We start from the raw sequence: 19,762 nt of genomic DNA, 5'->3' as shown, positions 1-19,762 counted from the left end.
AGATGTTCAAAAAGATGCATTAATTTCTTTTGTGAATGAAAATTTCAGATTGATAAATGGTAAAGCAATAAAAATTAAAGAAAATACTTTACTAATTGGAATACATAAAGAAGATAAACAAAAAGATTTATTACTCAACTTAATTAAAGGTTTTACTTTAAAAACATTTGATTAATCATGGACGTCCACAACCCAGAACAGCGCTCCAAAAACATGCGTGCCATTAAAAGCACCGAAACTAAAGCAGAAGTCGCTTTAGCAAAAGCGTTATGGCATCTGGGTTACAGATACAGGAAAAACAATAAAACAGTTTTTGGTAAACCTGATTTCACTTTCAAACAATTAAAAATAGCGATTTTCGTAGATTCAGAATTCTTTCATGGAAAAGATTGGGAAACCAGAAAAAAACCACAAACCAATGCTGAATTCTGGATCAAAAAAATCGAACGAAATATGCAAAGAGATATAGAAGTCAACGCATATTTAGAATCCCAAAACTGGAAGATTTTACGTTTTTGGAGTAACGATATAAAGAAGAATTTAGATTCTTGTATTCTCGAAATTCAGAATGCGATAAACGAAAGACAAAAATAAAAAAAGCCACTTCTCAGTGGCTTTTTCATTCTATAAAAATCATTCCGCATCCAGATACGGATCGAGGGTTTCTGCTAATTCATTTAGCCAGTAGAAACTATCTTCGAGGTTTATGGTTTCTGGCTTTAGGAAGCCTTCTACACGCATGGTGTTTAGGGCGAGCAGATAGTTTATTTGTCGAATTGTTTTTGCCATACTTTTTGAGTCAATTGACTTGTTGAAAAAATAAGCTAATCTCAATTCTGTTTCTTTTGGAAAGGTGTTTGTGCTCATAATCTGAAAGTTTAGAGAATATAAAACCCACATGGGTTAGCTGCTCTACGCCTTTCAGAGCGTTGCGGTTGTTTCCAATACCGCCAGCATACCACGTGGGCAGAAGTTTTTGTTGTATCATAATCTGAAAGTTTAGAACAACAAATATATAAAAATCAAAATATATTGTAAGTTTTTTCCTTGTTTTTGTTAAGCGTTTTTATATTTATTTTCTTCGTAGTCTAAATTACAAAATTGAAAAATAATTACTTCAAAATTCATAATGTTTCCTTAACTCGTTTGTCTTTTTAATCTAAAAAAAATAGCTTTGAGAAACAATCATTAAAATATAAACCATTATGAAGATTCAAATCAACACCGATAAAAACATTGAAGGACACGAAAGATTAGCCACTTATTTCTCTGAGGAATTAGAAAAAGGATTAGCACGTTTTGAGGAAAAAATCACCCGCGTAGAAGTTCATTTCGGAGACGAAAACGGAGAGAAATTCAGCTTAAATGATAAAAAATGCGTGATAGAAGTCCGCACTGCAAAATTACAGCCTTTAACGGTTACAGAACATGCAGAAACGCTTGAAAAAGCATTTAGCGGTGCTTTGGCAAAAGCAAAAAAATCACTTACTACCACTTTTGAAAAACTAAAAGCACATTAATTTTTTTACAGGTTCTAAGTAACAAAGGTACAAAGGCTCTAAGGTTTTCTTAGGATCTTTGTACCTTTCTTACTTTGTCACTTTGTTACTTTGTCACTTTGAACCTAATTCTTTACGATTTTGGTAACGGTGCACCAACCGCAACATCGCAACGGTGACCCGGTTGTCCGTGTGCGGGATTCATTCCTTCTGCAACTTTTTGTGTTTCTCCTGTACTTAATAAAGCCGGAACATTATTTGCCGGTGGCGTTACTGTAAAATTTTGAGTGCTTGTGCCGCTTGGCGCTGTATTTCCTGCAGTTGTTGTTGTCGTAGTAGTACTTGGAGCCGGAGAATTTAATGGCGATCCAACCGGAATATCACATCTGTGACCCGGCTGTCCGTGCGACGGATTCATTCCTTTACCCACTTTTACAGGTGCTGCAACTGTTGTTGTCGTCACCATTTTTTGCTGATTCGGATTTACCTGAACTGTCTGCGCTGGCTGTACTGTAGTTTGCTGTGCTTGTTGTGTCGGAGCCGAATTTAAAGGCGCGCCAACCGCAATATCACAACGATGGCCCGGTTGCCCGTGTGCCGGATTTATTCCGCCGGTTGTATTCATCACCGTATTTTGATTCGCAACCGGTGTCTGAACTACCGAATTGACTTTGGTCGTATCTTTCATCAGTCCCAATTTTACCAGTTCTGATGTTGGTGTGTTTTCCTGTGGTTCCAGTTCTTTTTTGCATGAAACAAAAACTAAAGAGGAAATGATTAAAGAGCTTACAAAGATTTTCGGATTCATAATGTGGTATTTTTTTAAGGCATTCAAATATAGTTGTTTTTGATTGATAATATAATTTGGTATTTGTTAAAAAATTGAAACAATATAAGTACATCAAAACGCTAAGAATTATAAAAAAGAGTAACTGAAATTTTCTCGCAAAGACGCGAAGGCGCAAAGAAAAATTTAAAAATAAAAACTTTGTGACTTCGCGACTTTGCGGCATTAATTATAATATTTGCTAACTTTAAACCAAAATGCACTTAATATGAAAAAATCAATTCTACTCCTTTTATTCGTTACCGCTTTCGCGAATGCGCAAAACACCGAAAAAGACAAAATCAACAACATGCTTGATACCTGGCACAAAGCTGCTGCCGATGTAAAATTTGACGCTTACTTTAACTCACTGGCAGACGACGCCGTTTATATTGGTACCGACGCCACCGAAAACTGGACAAAACCGGAATTTAAAACCTGGGCAAAACCGTTTTTTGACAAAGGAACAACGTGGAATTTTACGGCATTAGAACGTCATATCTTTTTTGATAAATCCGGAAAGATTGCGTGGTTTGATGAATTGTTGAATACGCAAATGAAAATCTGCCGCGGGTCGGGAGTTTTGGTTAAAGTGGGAAAAGAATGGAAAATCCAGCATTATGTTTTGTCAATGACGGTTCCGAATGACGAAGTCGATGCCGTAACAAAAATAAAAACCCCGATTGAAGACGCTTTGATTGCGAAACTTCAGAAAAAATAAAACAAAATCAGGGATTCTTATTATAATTCTAACTTTTTGAGCACTTTAGAAAACCTGTTACTGATTTTATTATAACATTTTTATCAATGAGCCTCGTTTTTTTGACATTCAAAATAGAATACTGTCAAAAAAACGAGGCTAATTTTGTAAAATCAACTAAAATAAATACTCAGCCTCTATTTTTACCACCCTTAAAACCAAAATATTTATTTTTTTTTAACTTTGACCCTAAAAAAAATAGGGTTTAAATAAAGTTACTTAAAAATGAAAATAGAAAAACGCTGGGTCATCTCCTTTCTTATGATAAGTGTCGTATGTACAATCGGTGCATTCTGGCCAACGGTAACAGAAAATAATTATGTCTTATCAGAATTCGGGACAACAGATCATATCATTCCTGCAGATGTTGCCTGGATGCTTACTTCCTGCTGTCTGGTTTTGATTATGACTCCGGGATTATCGTTTTTTTACGGCGGAATGGTGGGTAAGAAAAATGTAATCTCGACAATGCTTCAAAGTTTTATTTGTTTGGGAGTTGTGACACTTCTGTGGGTTACGGTCGGTTTCAGTTTAGCTTTTGGAGATCCGGTAGGTTTTGGTTCCGGCGACCATTTTTACAGTTTCTTTGGTAATCCGACTACTTTTGCGTTTATGGATTATGTGGGCGTTTTGCCACATAAAAAATTAGCCAGCACAATTCCCTTTATGCTATTTGCTTTGTTTCAGATGAAATTTGCGATTATTGCTCCGGCGATTATTACAGGTTCATTTGCAGAGCGCGTTCGTTTTATTTCTTATTTAATTTTCATCAGCTTATTTACTATTTTCATTTATGCGCCTTTATGCCACGCCGTTTGGTATCCGACGGGAGTTTTAGGAAGCTATTTTGGTGTAAAAGATTTTGCAGGAGGAACTGTAGTACATATGAGTTCTGGTTTTGCAGCTTTGGCGGGCGTGATTGTTTTAGGAAAAAGAAAAAACAGTTTACATATTCCGACCAATATTCCGTTTGTGTTATTAGGAACCGGAATGTTATGGTTTGGCTGGTTTGGTTTCAACGCCGGTTCGGCTCTTGCAGCCAACGGAACAGCCGCAATGGCTTTTGCAACAACTACAACCTCATCGGCTGCAGCCATGTTGACCTGGGTTTTCTTTGACAGAATGAACGGAAGGAAAGTTTCGGCTTTGGGAGCTTGTATTGGTGCTGTAGTTGGTTTGGTAGCGATAACGCCGGCAGCGGGTTATGTTTCGGTTCCAGAAAGTATGTTCTTCGGATTTGTAACGGCTTTGGTTTCTAATTATGTTGTAAACTGCAGTTTTTCAAGAAGATTTGATGATACACTTGATGTTTTTGCCTGTCATGGTGTGGGTGGAATTATGGGAATGATTCTTACGGCTATTTTTGCTCATGGCGAAGATGCGAGTTTACTACACGGTGGCTGGAACGTATTCGGACATCACATGATGGCGCTGGTTTTGGTTTCTATTTTTACTTTCTTCGGAGCTTATTTCCTTTTCAAAGTAACCAACTTTATAATTCCACTTCGTGTTTCTGAAGAATCAGAACACATTGGTCTGGATTTATCACAACACGACGAAACACTTGATCCTAAATTATTAGCAGTTCCCGAAACACCGGAGTATAGCTAGGAAATAACTATTTTGCCACGAATTACACGAATTTTTTAAGCTTTTATTTTGTAAAAATTAATTCGTGGAAATTCGTGTAATTCGTGGCAAAAAAATTTAAAGCCAGATGCGCTGTATTCATTCCGTTTATATTCCTTAATTTTGCGGAAAATTTTTGTAAAAGTGGGAAGTAAAAATAAACTAAAAAGATTCAGGGAAAACGAAACATTTCAAAACGTTTTTCAGCCAACCAGAGAAGAAGTTGTAGGCGATTTAATGCCTTTAAAAGGAAAATGGAATGCTGATTTCTTTAAAAATGATAATCCGTTAATCTTAGAATTAGGATGCGGAAAAGGTGAATACTCTGTTGGTTTAGCCGAAAAATACCCAGACAAAAATTTTATCGGAATTGACATTAAAGGAGCCCGTTTCTGGCGTGGTGCAAAAACTGCTGTTGATGAAGGTCTGCATAATGTTGCTTTTGTTCGTACTCAAATCGAATTAATCAATCATATTTTTGCAGAAGGAGAAGTTGATGAAATCTGGATTACTTTTCCGGATCCGCAAATCAAATACAAAAGAACAAAACACAGAATGACGAATTCTGAGTTTTTACAATTGTATAAAAAAATCCTTAAAAAAGACGGTGTCGTAAACCTTAAAACCGACAGCGAATTCATGCACGGTTATACCCTTGGACTACTACACGGAGAAGGTCACGAGGTTTTGTATGCAAACCATAATGTGTACAAAAATGAAGGAAGTCCGGAAGTGGTAACTTCTATCCAGACTTTTTACGAAAAACAATATTTAGAAATTAATAAGGCAATTACGTATATTCGTTTTAAAATTAAAGATTAATTTAGTTTTAAAAAACAAATATTAACCGACCAAAACAACTGAATGGTATTACTAACTCCTTTTCTTTCTGGTTTCATTGCCGCTTTCATCGGAATTATTCCACCCGGTTTAATTAATATGACGGCAGCCAAAATAAATCTTAAAGAAGGAAAAAAGAATGCCTTATGGTTTGCCATTGGTGCGGTAGTGGTTATTATTTTTCAGGTTTCACTGGCGGTTTTATTTGCTCAGGTTATTGACAACCGTCCGGATGTTGTTACGTTGTTAAGAGAAGTTGGCTTTGCAATTTTCTCAATCCTGACGATTTATTTTCTTTTTATTGCAAAAGAACCAAAAGCCAAAAAGTCGAAAATTAAAAAAAGCAGCCGAAAAAGCCGTTTCTTTCTGGGAATGTTACTTTCGGGTTTAAATTTTTTCCCGATTCCCTATTATGTTGTCGTGAGTGTAACCCTTGCTTCGTATAATCTTTTTGTATTTGAAAACAATGTGATTTTTACTTTTGTTTTAGGTTCGGTTGTTGGCTCGTTTGCAGCATTATACAGCTACATTGCTTTCTTTGGCAGAATCGAAAAGAAAACAGATTATATCATGCGAAACATGAATACGATTATTGGGAGCATCACAGGAATAATCGCAATTGTTACTCTTTTTAATATTTTGAATTACTATTTCGGATAGAAGCTATTACTGTTTTTAATTTTCTGATTGTGGTAAAAAAATATTTTCACGCAGATTCTGCAGATTTAGCGGATTAATTAAATTTAAATTATTCATCTGCCTAATCTCCAAAATCTGCGCGAAACCAATTTAAAAAATCTGCAATCTGTTTCAAAAAACTAAACTATGGTTGAGGAAAATTTTTTCGAAAAAGTTTATGCTGTCGCCAGACAAATTCCGTACGGCAAAGTTACTTCTTATGGCGCAATCGCAAGAGCATTAGGTACAGCGCGTTCTGCACGCATGGTGGGCTGGGCAATGAATGCCTGCCACAACATGGACGATGTTCCGGCACACAGGGTCGTAAACCAAAAAGGGCTTCTGACAGGAAAACATCATTTTGACGGCACCAATTTAATGCAGCAGCTTTTGGAAAACGAAGGAATTGAAGTCGTCAACAATCAAATTGTAGATTTTGAAAAACACTTTTGGCGGCCTGAAATTCAGCTTTAAAATATTTTTTCAAATTATCCTGCAAGGTTTTGAAAACCTTATAGGTTTAGATCTTCATAACTTATTACAAAATTATAACACCTGAAAAATACCTACAAGGTTTTCAAAACCTTGCAGGAAACTTATAGTAATTAAATCAGACAAATAACAAAATCAGTTTTGTCGTTATCTGTCTGGTAACTTAAATACCCACCGTGGGCTTCGATTATGTTTTTAGAAAGCGTAAGTCCAATTCCGGCGCCGTCTTTTCGGGTGGTGAAAAACGGCAGGAAAACCTTGTCTTTTATTTCCGGATCAATTCCTTTTCCGTTATCAGAAATCACAATAAAAAAGCGGTTGTTTTCTGTATAACTGGTCAGGAACATTTTCTTTTCGGTTTTATCCTGTAGCGCAAAAATACTGTTTGTAATTAAGTTTATAATCACCTGCTCCATCTGATTTTTATCAATCAAAATAGAACGTGAACTGTTGATGTCATTAATCAGTTCTATGTTTTCAGCTTTCAGGATCGGGTTCATAACACGAAGGCAATCCTCAAACAATGCATTAATTGGCGTCATTTGTTTACTCGGGGTCGGAAGCATGGCCAGTTTTCTGTAATTTTCAACAAAAACCTGTAAATGATCACTTCGGTTTATAATGGTCGAAATACTGCTTTTGATGTCGCTAAAATCGTCTTCTTCCAGTTTTTCCTGATCGACAATCTGAAGCAAATTCTGCGAAAGGGCACGAATTGGCGTAAGTGAATTCATTAATTCATGCGAAATAATCTTCATCAGATTAATCCAAGCTTCTTTTTCTTTTTTCTCAATGACACGCTGAATACTGTCCAGCAAAATGATAAAATATTCTTTATTATAGGTTTGCGTGTGTGAAGTCTGCAGTGTAAATGTCTGCAAATCCTGATCTTCAATTTTAATAGAAATTGCTGTTTTCAGCTCTGTAAAACCAACCTTTTCTATTTCATTGCAAAGTGATGGCAGGTAATTTTTCAGATATTTCCAATGACTGACTTTGGGCACTTTAAACAAAGTAGAAAAGCAGTCGTTCATTATAAAGATATTCCAGGTATCATTTTCTTTTTCGAGAATTAAAGCGGCTGTATCAATACTATTTAAGATCGAACGGTAAATAAGTTCCTTTGATATCTGGTCGTGTTGTTTTTCTTTTAAGGTATCGTACAAAAGGTACAGGTTCTGAAAATTGCCTTTTTTATTTTCTTCTGAAAAATTGGCTGTAAAGTCATTTTGCAGAATAGAAAGTACTGTTTTATCATAAAACAGCAATTGATTTTTCATGAAAAAATACATTTCAGACAACATAATAAGAGCAAAAACACCAACCAAAATAGCGTTGTACTTATAGCCAATGTAAAAAAGAAAAAAACAGAAGAAAAAGAGCATCATTAAAAACAAAACTCTTGCAAACAAGGCATTATAAAACTTCCAGTTTTTCATTATTAACTGTTCTTTAGATCATACTTTTCAATTCTCCTGTACAAGGCCGCTCTTGACAGCCCCAACTCTTCTGCGGCTTTACTAATGTTCCCATTATGTTTGAACAATGTTTTTTCGATAGCTGTTTTCTCCATTTCAGATAACGGATTTTCATCGTTTTCCTGCACCTCTTCAAAATCGAGAATATCCAGGTTTACTACAGAAATCGTATTGCCATCTGCCAGAATAAGGGCGCGCTCAATTTTATTTTCCATTTCACGGATATTTCCCTTCCATGGATATTTTTCTAAATAAGGTGATACATTTTCTTCAAAATGCCATCCCGAAGTTTCGGAACCATGACTGTATTTTGCTGCAATCTGATCTAGTATAAAATGGGCCATGGGAACAATATCGTCTTTTCTTTCACGCAAAGACGGCAGGTTAATTTCCATCGTATTAATCCGATAAAGCAAATCTTCGCGAAATGTTTTGTTTTTTACCTCAGTCTTGATATCACTGTTTGTTGCCGAAATTATCCTTACGTTCAGAGGCCTGGCTTTACTTTCACCCAGACGGGTAACGGTTTTGGTCTGCAAAACATGGAGCAGTTTTACCTGCAAATGAAGCGGGATATTTCCGATTTCATCCAGAAAAATAGTGCCTTCAGAAGCCATTTCAAATCTTCCCGGCGTATCTGTTTTAGCATCTGTAAAAGCTCCTTTTGCATACCCAAAAAGTTCACTTTCAAACAGGCTGTCACTTAGTGAACCCAAATCGACATGCACAAAAGGTTTATTTTTTCTTTCCGAATTTTGATGAATAAACTCGGCGAAAACAAATTTCCCGGTTCCGTTTTCTCCCAGTATTAAAACGTTAGCATCGGTTCTGGCTACTTTTTCAGCAATAGAATAGGCTTGTTTTATTTTGGGCGAAGTGCCTGTAAAATATCTCTTTTCTGTGTTCTCTGTTTTTTCAGATACCGTTTTTTTATTTTTTTTACGGCTTTCATCAACGGCTTTGTCAATTATTTCCAGTAATTTCTCGTTATGCCACGGCTTTAAAACATAATCAAAAGCACCGATTTTGATACCTTCAACCGCGGTTTCGATTTTTCCGAAAGCTGTCATTAATATCACAATTGTATTCGGAGAAAGCGTTTTGATTTCTTTCAGCCAGTGAATGCCTTCCCGCCCATCTTCAAAACCAATCCGGTAATTCATATCCAGAAGCACGACATTAATCTCGTTTTCATTTAAAATGGAAATAATATTTTTTGGACTGCTCGCTGTAAAAATGTTCTCAAAATGTTTTTTGAGAATCATTTTTGCCGAAAAAAGAATTTCTTCCTGATCGTCAACGATCAATATCTGGGCTTGTTTTTTTCGCATGCTATACTTTTTTGTTCGGTTTCGAACGATCAACTGTTCATTTTCGAACACTCATTTTTTGGATGGTTTTCAGAGGCTCTTTAAAATCAATGCCTTACAAATAATAAATTTAATGGCACAGTATTTACTTATTGATTATCAGCAAATTATTTAAAAAAATGGACACGGTAATTCCTCGTAAAAATAGAAAATTTAGAAATCTGACAATACTAATTGGTGTTTTTTTAGCCTTGGTGGTAGTTGTGTTTTTTTCATTCAGTACCAAAAGAACACTAAACGTAAAAGGTCAGGAATTGACTATTCAGAAAGTTGAAAAAGCTTTTTTCGAAGATTTTGTGGTATTTCAGGCAAAAGTAGAACCTTTGAATGTGATGCTTGTCAATGTAACCGAAGGAGGATCGGTAAAAGAAATTTTTGTAGAAAACGGCGCAACAGTTACCCAGGGCCAGTCGCTGGCACGTTTATACAACCCAAATACGGAACTTAATTACCTGACTCAGGAAACAGCGATTATAGAACAAATCAACAATCTGAACACGGGAAAATTAAACATCAGAAATCAGGAGCTGAACCTGACTAAGGATTTTGTTTTGATTGAACATGATTATAATGATGCCAAAAGATTGTATGATATGAACTCAAAATTGTTTGCCAAAGATGTGATTTCTAAAAACGACTGGAACACTTTTAAGGAAAGCCTGCGTTTTCAGGAAGAGCGAAAAAGAACGATCCAGCAGAGCATCCAAAAAGAAAAACAGAGCAACCAGCTTCAGATTTCACAAATTAACCGCTCTATTGAAACCATGGAGAAAAGTTTGGAAATCCTTCGAAATAATAAAAAGAATTTCCTTATTACCGCTCCGGAATCAGGAAGATTGACTTCTTTTGAACCTGTTTTGGGTAAAACATTTCAGGCTGGCGAAAGCATCGGAAAAATAGATTCTAAAAAAGGGTATAAACTGATCGCGGAAGTAGATGAATTTTATCTTGAAAAAATCAGGGAAGGATTAAAAGGTCAGGTAGAATTTAAAGGCAGTAATCTTGAAGTTTTGGTTACAAAAGTAATTCCGGAAGTCAAAGGCGGGCATTTTACAGTAGAACTAGCTTTTACTTCTAAAGAAAAAATAATATTACAGGACGGAGTTAGCTTTGGCGTAAAACTAATTTTATCAGAGAAAAACAAAACGTTGGTCGTATCAAAAGGAAGTTTTAATCAGGAAACGGCAGGAAAATGGATTTTTGTCGTAAAAGGAAATAAAGCCCAAAGAAGAAACATAAAATTAGGACGCGAAAATCCTTCTTATTATGAGGTTTTGGAAGGTTTAAAAGAAGGTGAATCTGTCATTACTTCGTCTTATACGGACTATAAGGATATTGAGGAGCTTTCGATTAGTAACGAGTAAAAATTGTTTCAGGTTCAGGTTTCAGGTTTCAAGTTTCAAGTTTCAAGTTATAACGTTGCGGAAAACCTGAAACTTGAAACCTGAAACTTGAAACCTGAAACCTGAAACAAAAAAATAAAAAAAAAATCAATCATCAATCAAAAAACATTTTAACAACATTAAATCGAAAAAAATATGATAACCATTAAAAATTTAACCAAAGTTTTTAGAACGGAAGAAATAGAAACATCCGCTTTAAGCGGAATTAGCCTGGAAATTAAAAAAGGAGATTTCCTGACCATTATGGGGCCTTCAGGATGTGGAAAATCGACTTTATTGAATATCATTGGGCTTTTGGACAGCGCAAATGACGGGAGTTATAAATTGCTGGATCAGGAAATGATTGGTCTGAAAGAAAAAGGAAGAGCTAAAGTTCGCAAAGAAAACATTGGTTTCATTTTTCAGAATTTTAACCTGATTGATGAGCTTTCGGTTTATGATAATATCGAATTGCCTTTGCTTTACAACAATGTAAAAGCATCTGACAGAAAGCAAAAAATTGAAGCGATTGCCGAGAAACTAAATATTTCGCATCGTTTAAAACATTTTCCGCAACAGCTTTCGGGAGGTCAGCAGCAAAGGGTTGCCGTTGCAAGGGCTTTGGTAAACGACCCTAAAATTATCCTTGCCGATGAGCCAACCGGAAATCTGGACAGTAAAAACGGTAATGAAGTAATGGAACTTTTAACGGATCTGCATGCCAAAGGCGCTACGATCCTGATGGTTACCCACTCTGATTATGATGCTTCTTTTTCGCAGAAAACAATTCATATGAAAGACGGGGTTATATTTTCTGAAAGGTTAAATCAGAGAAATGTGGATGTTTTTATGGACGCTAAATAAAAGAAAAAATGGTAAAATTTATCGTAGCAGCAATCGTAATTCTGGTAGAATTTGTCTGCAAAATATGGGCTATTATTTAAAACCGAATTGGGTTTCAAGAACCTGAATTAACTATAAAAAACTAATACCATGATTTCTAACTGGTTTAAAATATTTATTTATCATTTAAAGCAAAACAAACTGTTTTCGTTTTTAAATATTTTAGGATTAAGCATCGGGATTGCCGGAGTGATTTTTGCCATTTTATACTGGAATAATGAGCACGCGTATGACCAATGGAATCCCGAAAAAGAGAACATTTATGTCGTTCTGAATAAAATTGGCACTACGGGAGATATTTGGGCGACCAGCTCTATTCCTTTTGGAGAAACCTCTAAAGCCACAATTCCAGAAATTGAAAAAGTCTGTTTTCTTTATAATTGGTACGACGAAGGAGTTGTTAAGTTTCAGAATCAAAAAATACTGGATAAAAAAATTACCCGTACAGATGAAAACTTTTTTGATTTTTTCCCTTTTGAAATTATAAAGGGTTCCAAAAAGGACATTTTGAAGGAAAAAAACAGTGTCGCTGTGTCTGAAGATCAGGCAAAACTTCTTTTCAAAAATGAGGATCCAATTGGTAAATCCATTTCATTTGACAATAATAATTATACGGTAAAAGCGGTTTATCGAATTACCAGTCCCAGTTCAATTGAACCAAATTATGTCTTTAGTGGAGTTAAGCGTGATAATGACAAGGATCAATGGGGGAATTTTAATTACGCCTTACTTATTAAAGCAAAAAGCGGTACTAATTCTTCTGCTCTTTTAAAAAAACTGCAAAACGTACAATTTGTAAACAGAACATTAAAGGACGCTAAAGCAAGCGGTATGACTGTTAAACAATATTTAAAAGAAAACGGTCAGATTGAAGTAATGCTGAACCAGCTAAAAACGTCTCGTCTGCATGCCACAAAAAGTTCAGGGGGCCAAAACCTTCCGGAAGGAACAGGAAACTTAAAGCTTCTTTATATTATGGGCGGTTTATCAGTCCTGATCCTGGTTTTATCGATGGTGAATTATATCAATCTGGCAACTGCATCAGCGATTAAACGTGCCAAAGAAGTAGGTGTGCGCAAGATTGTTGGCGCAACAAAAAAGCAAATTATAGCACAGTTTATTTTTGAAACCTCCATAATTGTATTGCTGGCCATTGTTTTTGCACTTGCCATTGTAGAGCTTTCATTACCCTATTATAACACCTTTTTGAGAAAAACTTTGACTATGAATGGCGGTGAATTTTATCTGCAGCTCATTTTTATATTTGGATTAGTAATCATTCTTGCCGGTATTTTCCCTGCTGTTTATATCTCAAATTTTGAAACACTAAAGGTTTTAAAAGGTAATTTCTCCAGAAGCAAAAGCGGTATCTGGATTCGCAACTCGATGCTTATTTTTCAGTTTGGAATTGCTGCATTTTTTATCATTGGAGCATTGATTGTCAATTCGCAGGTGAATTACATGATGAACAAAGATTTGGGTTTTAGCGGTGATCAGGTGATTTCGATTACTTTTAATACAAACGACAGATTAAAAAGAACGGATCAGTATCTGGCTGCGAAACAAGAAATCAAAAAAATACCCGGAGTGATAGATGTTACTACATTTGCCGGTACTTTTGGAGGTAATTCAGGCTCAAGTTCGGGATTTAAGCATAATGGAATTTTTGTACAGCCAAAAAACATTGAAATGGATTTTGGTTTCCTCGAAATGATGAAAATTAAGATAATCGAAGGACGTAACCTGTCTCCACAATTTGCTTCGGACACGGTAAGCGGTATGCTTATTAATGAAACACTTGCCAAAGCATTAAATCTTAAAAAACCCATAAATACACTGATAACATCGGGCTGGAGTATAAATGGTGGTGATAATTTGAAATTTAAAATTGTGGGCGTTGTAAAAGATTTCAATTTAACCGATTTACAAAATAAAGTTGCACCGATGGTTTTCATCAATCTGAAAACACTGAAATGGAATAATTTTAATAAAGTCCTTGTAAAAGTTTCACCAAATAATCTGTCCGGAACCCTGGCAGGATTAAAAAGCTATTGGGAGAAAAATGTAAATCCTGATTATCCTTTTAATTATGATTTTGTAAACAAAGAATTTGCAAGAACTTATGAAGAACAGATCAAACAAAAGAACCTGTTTTTTATTTTGAATTTAGTTGTAATCATTATTGCCGTTTTCGGGTTATTTGCTTTGGCATCATTCTCAATGGAGAGACGACTGAAAGAAATTGCAATTAGAAAAACCCTGGGTGCAGAAACTGATATTTTATTGAAGGAATTATCAAAGCAGTATATTATTTTCTGCCTGATGGGATTTGTAATCGGAATCGTTCCGGGTTATATTTTGTTACAAAAATGGCTTGAAGATTTTGCTTTCCGAATTGGGATATCACTTGTTCCCTTTGGTACTGCCCTGATTTCGTTAGTGATTTTGACTCTGCTGATTGTTTTAACAAAAGCGTATCAGGTAACTAAAATTGATATTCTGAAATATTTAAAATACGAATAACTTGTAGATCATTTTTTTAGAACCCGCCCGATTTTACGAATCTGGCGGGTTTTTTATTTTTATTAAATTAATATCCCGATTACTTCAAAGTGACAGCATCAGAATAGAGTAATTTATCCAGGTTTTCATCTCTTCCGTACACATCCGGAAAAAAACTGATTTCACCATTATCATTTACCCAGGATGTAAAATAGCCAATATAAATCGGAACTTTCTTTTTGAGCATACAGGTTGTTTCTTTTCCTCCGTTCATGGCTGTGTCAATTTTATCAACCGGCCAGTCAGGGTCATCTTTCAGAATTTCGATGGCAAGTGCTCTTGCCTCTTTTACATTGATACAACCGTGGCTAAAGGTACGTTTCTCAAAAGTAAACAAGCTCTTTGCAGGTGTATCGTGAAGATAAATGTCATTGGGGTTCGGAAACATAAATTTGACCAAACCCAAAGAATTTTTAGGACCCGGTTTTTGTCTGACACGGCCACCATTCCATTCCATGTTATTTTCTTCAAGATAATTTTTATTATTGGCCATCTGCAGTTTTAATTCGTTTTGAATAATACTGTTGGGCACATTCCAATACGGACTAAAAACAATTCGGTCCATATTTCCGCTAAAGATTACGGTTTCTGTCATTCGGGTTCCGACGAAAATATCCGAAACCAGATCATATTTCCCGTCTTTCACATAAATTAGCCTGAAGGATGGAATATTTACCATAATATATTCATCTGCTTGTGCCAGTTTGGTTGGTATCCAGCGGCATCTCTCCATGTTGAGCATTATGGTTTTAATCCTTTTGGAGATCGGTTCATTCATCTGATCAATATGCTCTTTGGTCAGTGTATAATTTAATTTCAGGCCATATCTTTTTTTATAGTTTAAAACGCCGGCCATAAGTTCTTCATCATACACATCACTTTTAGAATCCTGTGCCAGATCTCCCACTACAAACAATCGCTTTCTTATATCTTTTACTGTATTGGAAATATCAAAAGGTTTTAATTCCTTATAGTTGACGCTGTCAATTGCAATTTTTTGCCATAAATGATCTGTTTCTATTTTTCGGTATTTTTTTAAGGCATCCTGAAGCTTGTAATATTGGCTGAAAAGAAGATTATCATCTTTGTCCAAACGATTTGAATCAACAATTAAGGAGTCTAATATTCTGGAATAAGAGATTGTTTTGGTTGGCAGATACCAGCCAATTTTCTTTAAAGTTGCCGGATCTACTCCCGAATATACATTACTGGCATAAAAAACATACATGCTCGTAAGCAATAATTCGGTATCAACCTGAGAAGGTTTTTCTGTGGCATTTTCGTTAAAAGCTTCGTCGATTACTTCTTTGTACGGCATTTTATTATCGATACCCTGATCCTTCAGTACATTTACTTTTTGATACAGCAATGCGGCAAATTCCGTAATACCTTCATCATCATACCAAATTGATTTATAATTTTTTTCTTTGTAAATCTCTTCAGTATCTTTTTGGTATTTTTTTAATTTGGGATATTTTTTAAAAAAGGTATTCAATACGGCTGCATCAATGGTAATTACAGGAATAAGATCTTTTTCTTTCAGAAATTTTCCATGATAATGTAAAGTGCATTTATTGTTTAAATCTTTTGGCAGCGACTCAAATGAAAATGAAAAAAAACTTACTGCAAGAATAACCGATAGAAGAGTAAAATTTCGCATAACTTCAAATTTTAAATTTTATAAATGTCTTTTATAAAAAATAGCGAAAGTGCGAACCATGCCCGCAACAGACTTTCACATATTCTTAAAAAAAATGTTGAAAATCAAAAAAATAGGGCATCCTAAAGGTACTAAAGATTATTGAAAGTCTGTGAATTCGCATACAGAAATTGTATTAAAATTCATATTATTTTTTTAATTGTAAGCTCTTAAATAAAGTTGCTTTTAAAAGGCTTAAACCTTTTGGAAAAAAGAAAATGCATCTAAAAAAATTTAGTATAATTTAGATTAATCCCTGTATCAACAAATCCAATCTAAAAAGGTCGTAATCCGAACATAATCTGTTATCTTTGCAGTCTGAAATCAGTTTAAATAAAAACAGTTTTTTAAATTAATTTCTTTCATATAGAAATACTACGTTAAAAATGAAATTAGACAGAAAAGAAATTCTTAAGGCGTTGGAAACAATCACTGTAGCCGGAGAAGGAAAAAATATGGTTGAAAGCGGAGCTGTTGCCAATGTATTAACTTTTGGCGATGAAGTTGTGGTAGATTTAGTACTTCACACACCAGCGATGCATATTAAAAAAAGAGCAGAAGACGATATCAAAAAAACAATTCATGAATTGGTATCACCTGAAGCAAAAATCAAAGTGAACATTAAAGTTGAAACTCCTGAAAAAAACGAAATTAAAGGTCGTGCAATTCCGGGAATTAAAAATATAATCGCTGTTGCTTCTGGTAAAGGCGGAGTTGGAAAATCTACAGTAACAGCAAATTTGGCTGTGACACTGGCGAAAATGGGATTCTCGGTTGGAGTTCTTGATGCAGATATTTACGGGCCTTCTATGCCAATTATGTTTGATGTCGAAAACGAAAAGCCAGTTTCGATTACCGTTGACGGAAAATCAAAAATGAAACCTATTGAAAGTTATGAGATTAAAATACTTTCTATCGGATTTTTTACAGCGCCAAGTCAGGCAGTAATCTGGAGAGGTCCAATGGCTGCAAAAGCATTAAACCAAATGATTTTTGACGCTGACTGGGGAGAACTTGATTTTATGCTAATTGACTTACCGCCGGGAACAGGTGACATTCACCTTTCGATCATGCAGTCATTACCAATCACAGGAGCTGTGGTAGTAAGTACACCACAAGCCGTAGCCCTTGCCGATGCCAAAAAAGGAGTTGCCATGTTTATGCAGGACAATATCAATGTTCCTGTTTTGGGAATTATAGAAAATATGGCGTACTTTACACCTGAAGAATTACCTGACAATAAATATTACATTTTTGGACAGGAAGGTGCTAAAAATCTGGCAGAAGATTTAAATGTTCCTTTTTTAGGAGAAGTACCAATTGTACAATCTATTCGTGAGGCAGGAGATTACGGACGTCCGGCAGCTTTACAGACAGCATCTGTGATTGAAACCGTTTTTGAAGAAATCACCCGAAATGTTGTTCAGGAAACAGTAAACAGAAATGACAGTCTGCCTGCTACAGAAGCTATTAAAATTACAACTATGGCGGGTTGTTCAGCAGTAAAGAAAAATTAGATAATTGAGATAATGAGATTAAATGAGATAATTTGAAAATTTGAAAATGAGATAATTTGTTGCGATACTACATGAATTATCTAATTATCTAATTGGCACATTTCTCAATTGACACATTTTCTAATTGACACATTAATATTATGACAACAGAAGAATTAACAAGCAACGTATTATTGGCTTTAGACGAAATCAGACCCTTTTTGAAATCTGATGGAGGAGATATTTCACTTATTTCTATAGACGATGACAAACATGTCAAAGTCCGTCTTGAAGGTGCGTGTATTAGCTGCAGTGTAAATCAGATGACCCTAAAAGCAGGCGTTGAAACGACAATAAAAAAATATGCGCCACAAATTGAAACTGTGGTTAATATAATGTAATACGGGAAAAAAAATTTACACATTTTTAGCACTGCCACAATTAACAGGAATAATAGGCCTTAAGGCTTTTTGATTTGGAAAAATTCAAAAAACATTCATAAAAAAGCTTATAATTGCGATTTTAACAAAAAATAATATAAAGATTTAAGAGTTTTTATTGACGGATTGACACTTATTTAACTTAAATTTGTGACCAAACCCCCTTAATCTTAAAAACTTATGAAAAACTTTTACACTTTATTTTTATTATTATTTTTTGTTGCAGCCAATGCACAAGCCCCAAAAACTGTGGTAGTAGATAAAGCCTGGTTAAATGAATCTGAGGAATGGTCGGATTTTACATATGCAGGACAGATTGTATTTTCTACCAACCCAAATGCAGAAGAAGGGACTTTAAGAATCGGTAATTACGATTTTTTATATGATTTTTGCGAAGGAAAGGCTAAATTTGCCAATAAAGCAACTTATAGCTCAGCAGAATTTTCACATCCCAGAAAACTGTCTGTTACAACAGATAAACAAGGAGTCGTAAATTCAACTTATGAAGGAACATTAGTTTTCCAGTCTGACAAAGATTATTATTCTGTAATTGCCGTAATAACATTATTACAAAAAGGTGATACCATGGTTGGAGTAAAAATGCATCTGAAAGACAATGTAAGAAGAGAATACGCTTTTAGCTTAAAACCTAATAGTTAAATTTAAATATCAGGATTTGTTCACGTTTTCGAATCCTAAAGAAAAATTCCAATAATTGAAATGGATGTATTAATAAAGATTAAAGATCGAGAAGGAGTTATACACGAATTACAGGCTCCAACTGATATGGCAATGAATATAATGGAGTTATGCAAAGCATACGAACTTCCTGTTGAAGGAACCTGCGGAGGAATGGCCATGTGTGCCTCTTGCCAGTGTTATGTTCTGAATGACGTTGCATTACCTGAAATGGGAGATGAAGAGGAAGCCATGCTTTCGGAAGCATTTTATGTTAAATCTAACAGCCGTTTAGGATGTCAGATTCCAATTACTACAGAATTAGAAGGATTAGAGCTGGAATTAGCACCTGAATACTAAAATATAAAAAAGCGAGAATTAACATTCTCGCTTTTTTTGTTATCATAGTTAACCCGACAGGCTTTTAAAACCTGTCGGGTTTGAAATTACAGAGTAACTATCAATCGCAATTCTCTTTAATGTGGAGCAATAAAATCAAGATTTCATTTCCACTTCCAGTCTAATTCTGAAATAAATTCGATTCCTTGTTTTTCAGCTATTGTTTTTAATTTATTTTTTACAGCTTCAACGTTATTAATTTTAGCTTTAGGAATCATAAAGTTCCCACTTGCTTTTACGTCAATAAAGAAATAATTTTCAATTTCACTTATATTTTTAAATGAGGAAAAATTAAATTCTGATTTTCCAATATTCTCACTTACAATTTCTAGTGCATTTTCTTTAAATGCTATGCTTAAAACAATACCTGCCCTGTCTTTAAAATTTTCATTTACATATTTTTTAAAAACTCTTTGATAATATCTTTTCAAATATATTGGAAAAAGAAAAAACCAAACAATAATATACAAACAGTCACAAAAGAAATAAGAAAGATAACCAAAGAGACAAAAATACATTCTTCACTGTCTGTAGAAACATATCGAAAAGTATTCACCATTAAGACAATTAACGTAATACACTATCTCATGTCGTAACTGAAGATACAACATGATACACAAAGAGAATAAGC

20 protein-coding genes are annotated in these 19,762 nt (G+C 34.9%); 14 read left to right on the top strand and 6 right to left on the bottom strand.

Going from position 1 to position 19,762, the window contains the following annotated elements; translation table 11 throughout:
• The first annotated feature begins 177 nt into the window (after positions 1–177).
• On the top strand, positions 178–594 hold the full coding sequence (locus DCO46_RS18245; RefSeq protein ID WP_116753924.1) for a very short patch repair endonuclease: 417 nt from the start codon (positions 178–180) through the stop codon (positions 592–594).
• A 39-nt stretch (positions 595–633) separates the two neighbouring features.
• Here the strand turns inward: DCO46_RS18245 and DCO46_RS18240 are convergent, their stop codons facing one another.
• Positions 634–867: a hypothetical protein gene (locus DCO46_RS18240; protein WP_116753923.1), complete on the bottom strand. Its 234-nt coding sequence runs from the start codon at positions 865–867 to the stop codon at positions 634–636.
• Positions 868–1,205: 338 nt separating this feature from the next.
• Between DCO46_RS18240 and DCO46_RS18235 the strand changes: the two genes are divergently transcribed.
• Positions 1,206–1,520, top strand: a complete 315-nt coding sequence (locus DCO46_RS18235; RefSeq protein ID WP_116753922.1) for an HPF/RaiA family ribosome-associated protein — start codon at positions 1,206–1,208, stop codon at positions 1,518–1,520.
• A gap of 112 nt (positions 1,521–1,632) precedes the next feature.
• Here DCO46_RS18235 and DCO46_RS18230 read toward each other — a convergent pair whose 3' ends face one another.
• Positions 1,633–2,307, bottom strand: coding sequence for a hypothetical protein (locus DCO46_RS18230; protein ID WP_116753921.1), 675 nt, complete (start codon positions 2,305–2,307; stop codon positions 1,633–1,635).
• Positions 2,308–2,554: 247 nt separating this feature from the next.
• Between DCO46_RS18230 and DCO46_RS18225 the strand changes: the two genes are divergently transcribed.
• From DCO46_RS18225 to DCO46_RS18205, 5 genes are all read left to right on the top strand, one after another.
• Complete coding sequence (locus DCO46_RS18225; protein WP_116753920.1) at positions 2,555–3,046, top strand: nuclear transport factor 2 family protein; 492 nt, start codon at positions 2,555–2,557, stop codon at positions 3,044–3,046.
• 264 nt (positions 3,047–3,310) lie between these two features.
• On the top strand, positions 3,311–4,696 hold the full coding sequence (locus tag DCO46_RS18220; protein ID WP_116753919.1) for an ammonium transporter: 1,386 nt from the start codon (positions 3,311–3,313) through the stop codon (positions 4,694–4,696).
• Between the two features lie 162 nt (positions 4,697–4,858).
• Positions 4,859–5,536, top strand: a complete 678-nt coding sequence (trmB, locus tag DCO46_RS18215; protein WP_116753918.1) for a tRNA (guanosine(46)-N7)-methyltransferase TrmB — start codon at positions 4,859–4,861, stop codon at positions 5,534–5,536.
• 42 nt (positions 5,537–5,578) lie between these two features.
• Positions 5,579–6,214: a LysE family transporter gene (locus DCO46_RS18210; RefSeq protein WP_116753917.1), complete on the top strand. Its 636-nt coding sequence runs from the start codon at positions 5,579–5,581 to the stop codon at positions 6,212–6,214.
• Positions 6,215–6,379: 165 nt separating this feature from the next.
• Complete coding sequence (locus DCO46_RS18205) at positions 6,380–6,706, top strand: MGMT family protein (RefSeq protein ID WP_116753916.1); 327 nt, start codon at positions 6,380–6,382, stop codon at positions 6,704–6,706.
• 131 nt (positions 6,707–6,837) lie between these two features.
• Here DCO46_RS18205 and DCO46_RS18200 read toward each other — a convergent pair whose 3' ends face one another.
• Together DCO46_RS18200 and DCO46_RS18195 are read right to left on the bottom strand one after the other, a co-directional pair.
• The gene (locus DCO46_RS18200) at positions 6,838–8,163 is read right to left on the bottom strand and encodes a sensor histidine kinase (RefSeq protein ID WP_116753915.1); all 1,326 of its coding nucleotides are present in this window, start codon (positions 8,161–8,163) and stop codon (positions 6,838–6,840) included.
• 2 nt (positions 8,164–8,165) lie between these two features.
• Positions 8,166–9,533, bottom strand: coding sequence for a sigma-54-dependent transcriptional regulator (locus DCO46_RS18195; RefSeq protein WP_116753914.1), 1,368 nt, complete (start codon positions 9,531–9,533; stop codon positions 8,166–8,168).
• 158 nt (positions 9,534–9,691) lie between these two features.
• Between DCO46_RS18195 and DCO46_RS18190 the strand changes: the two genes are divergently transcribed.
• The 3 genes from DCO46_RS18190 to DCO46_RS18180 all read left to right on the top strand — a co-directional run bounded on the left by DCO46_RS18190 (position 9,692) and on the right by DCO46_RS18180 (position 14,380).
• Complete coding sequence (locus DCO46_RS18190) at positions 9,692–10,936, top strand: efflux RND transporter periplasmic adaptor subunit (RefSeq protein WP_116753913.1); 1,245 nt, start codon at positions 9,692–9,694, stop codon at positions 10,934–10,936.
• Between the two features lie 174 nt (positions 10,937–11,110).
• The gene (locus DCO46_RS18185) at positions 11,111–11,818 is read left to right on the top strand and encodes an ABC transporter ATP-binding protein (protein ID WP_116753912.1); all 708 of its coding nucleotides are present in this window, start codon (positions 11,111–11,113) and stop codon (positions 11,816–11,818) included.
• A gap of 129 nt (positions 11,819–11,947) precedes the next feature.
• Complete coding sequence (locus DCO46_RS18180; RefSeq protein WP_116753911.1) at positions 11,948–14,380, top strand: ABC transporter permease; 2,433 nt, start codon at positions 11,948–11,950, stop codon at positions 14,378–14,380.
• A 79-nt stretch (positions 14,381–14,459) separates the two neighbouring features.
• On the opposite strand, the gene DCO46_RS18175 is transcribed toward DCO46_RS18180, so the two are convergent.
• Positions 14,460–16,079 (bottom strand): murein L,D-transpeptidase, encoded by a 1,620-nt coding sequence (locus tag DCO46_RS18175; protein ID WP_116753910.1) that lies wholly within the window; start codon positions 16,077–16,079, stop codon positions 14,460–14,462.
• Positions 16,080–16,504: 425 nt separating this feature from the next.
• On the opposite strand from DCO46_RS18175, the gene DCO46_RS18170 reads away from it, so the two are divergent.
• From DCO46_RS18170 to DCO46_RS18155, 4 genes are all read left to right on the top strand, one after another.
• The gene (locus DCO46_RS18170) at positions 16,505–17,635 is read left to right on the top strand and encodes an Mrp/NBP35 family ATP-binding protein (RefSeq protein ID WP_116753909.1); all 1,131 of its coding nucleotides are present in this window, start codon (positions 16,505–16,507) and stop codon (positions 17,633–17,635) included.
• A 140-nt stretch (positions 17,636–17,775) separates the two neighbouring features.
• Positions 17,776–18,015, top strand: coding sequence for a NifU family protein (locus DCO46_RS18165; protein ID WP_116753908.1), 240 nt, complete (start codon positions 17,776–17,778; stop codon positions 18,013–18,015).
• Between the two features lie 219 nt (positions 18,016–18,234).
• A complete protein-coding gene (locus tag DCO46_RS18160; RefSeq protein ID WP_116753907.1) occupies positions 18,235–18,714 on the top strand; it encodes a hypothetical protein in 480 nt (159 codons plus the stop codon).
• Positions 18,715–18,774: 60 nt separating this feature from the next.
• Entirely contained in the window at positions 18,775–19,092 is a 318-nt protein-coding gene (locus DCO46_RS18155) for a 2Fe-2S iron-sulfur cluster-binding protein (protein WP_026982672.1), read from the top strand.
• A 143-nt stretch (positions 19,093–19,235) separates the two neighbouring features.
• Here the strand turns inward: DCO46_RS18155 and DCO46_RS18150 are convergent, their stop codons facing one another.
• The gene (locus DCO46_RS18150) at positions 19,236–19,562 is read right to left on the bottom strand and encodes a YcxB family protein (protein WP_116753906.1); all 327 of its coding nucleotides are present in this window, start codon (positions 19,560–19,562) and stop codon (positions 19,236–19,238) included.
• Positions 19,563–19,762 lie beyond the last annotated feature (200 nt).

The organism is Flavobacterium sp. HTF (assembly GCF_003105115.1).
Classification (GTDB): domain Bacteria; phylum Bacteroidota; class Bacteroidia; order Flavobacteriales; family Flavobacteriaceae; genus Flavobacterium.
This window is presented reverse-complemented; position numbering and strand designations above follow the sequence as displayed.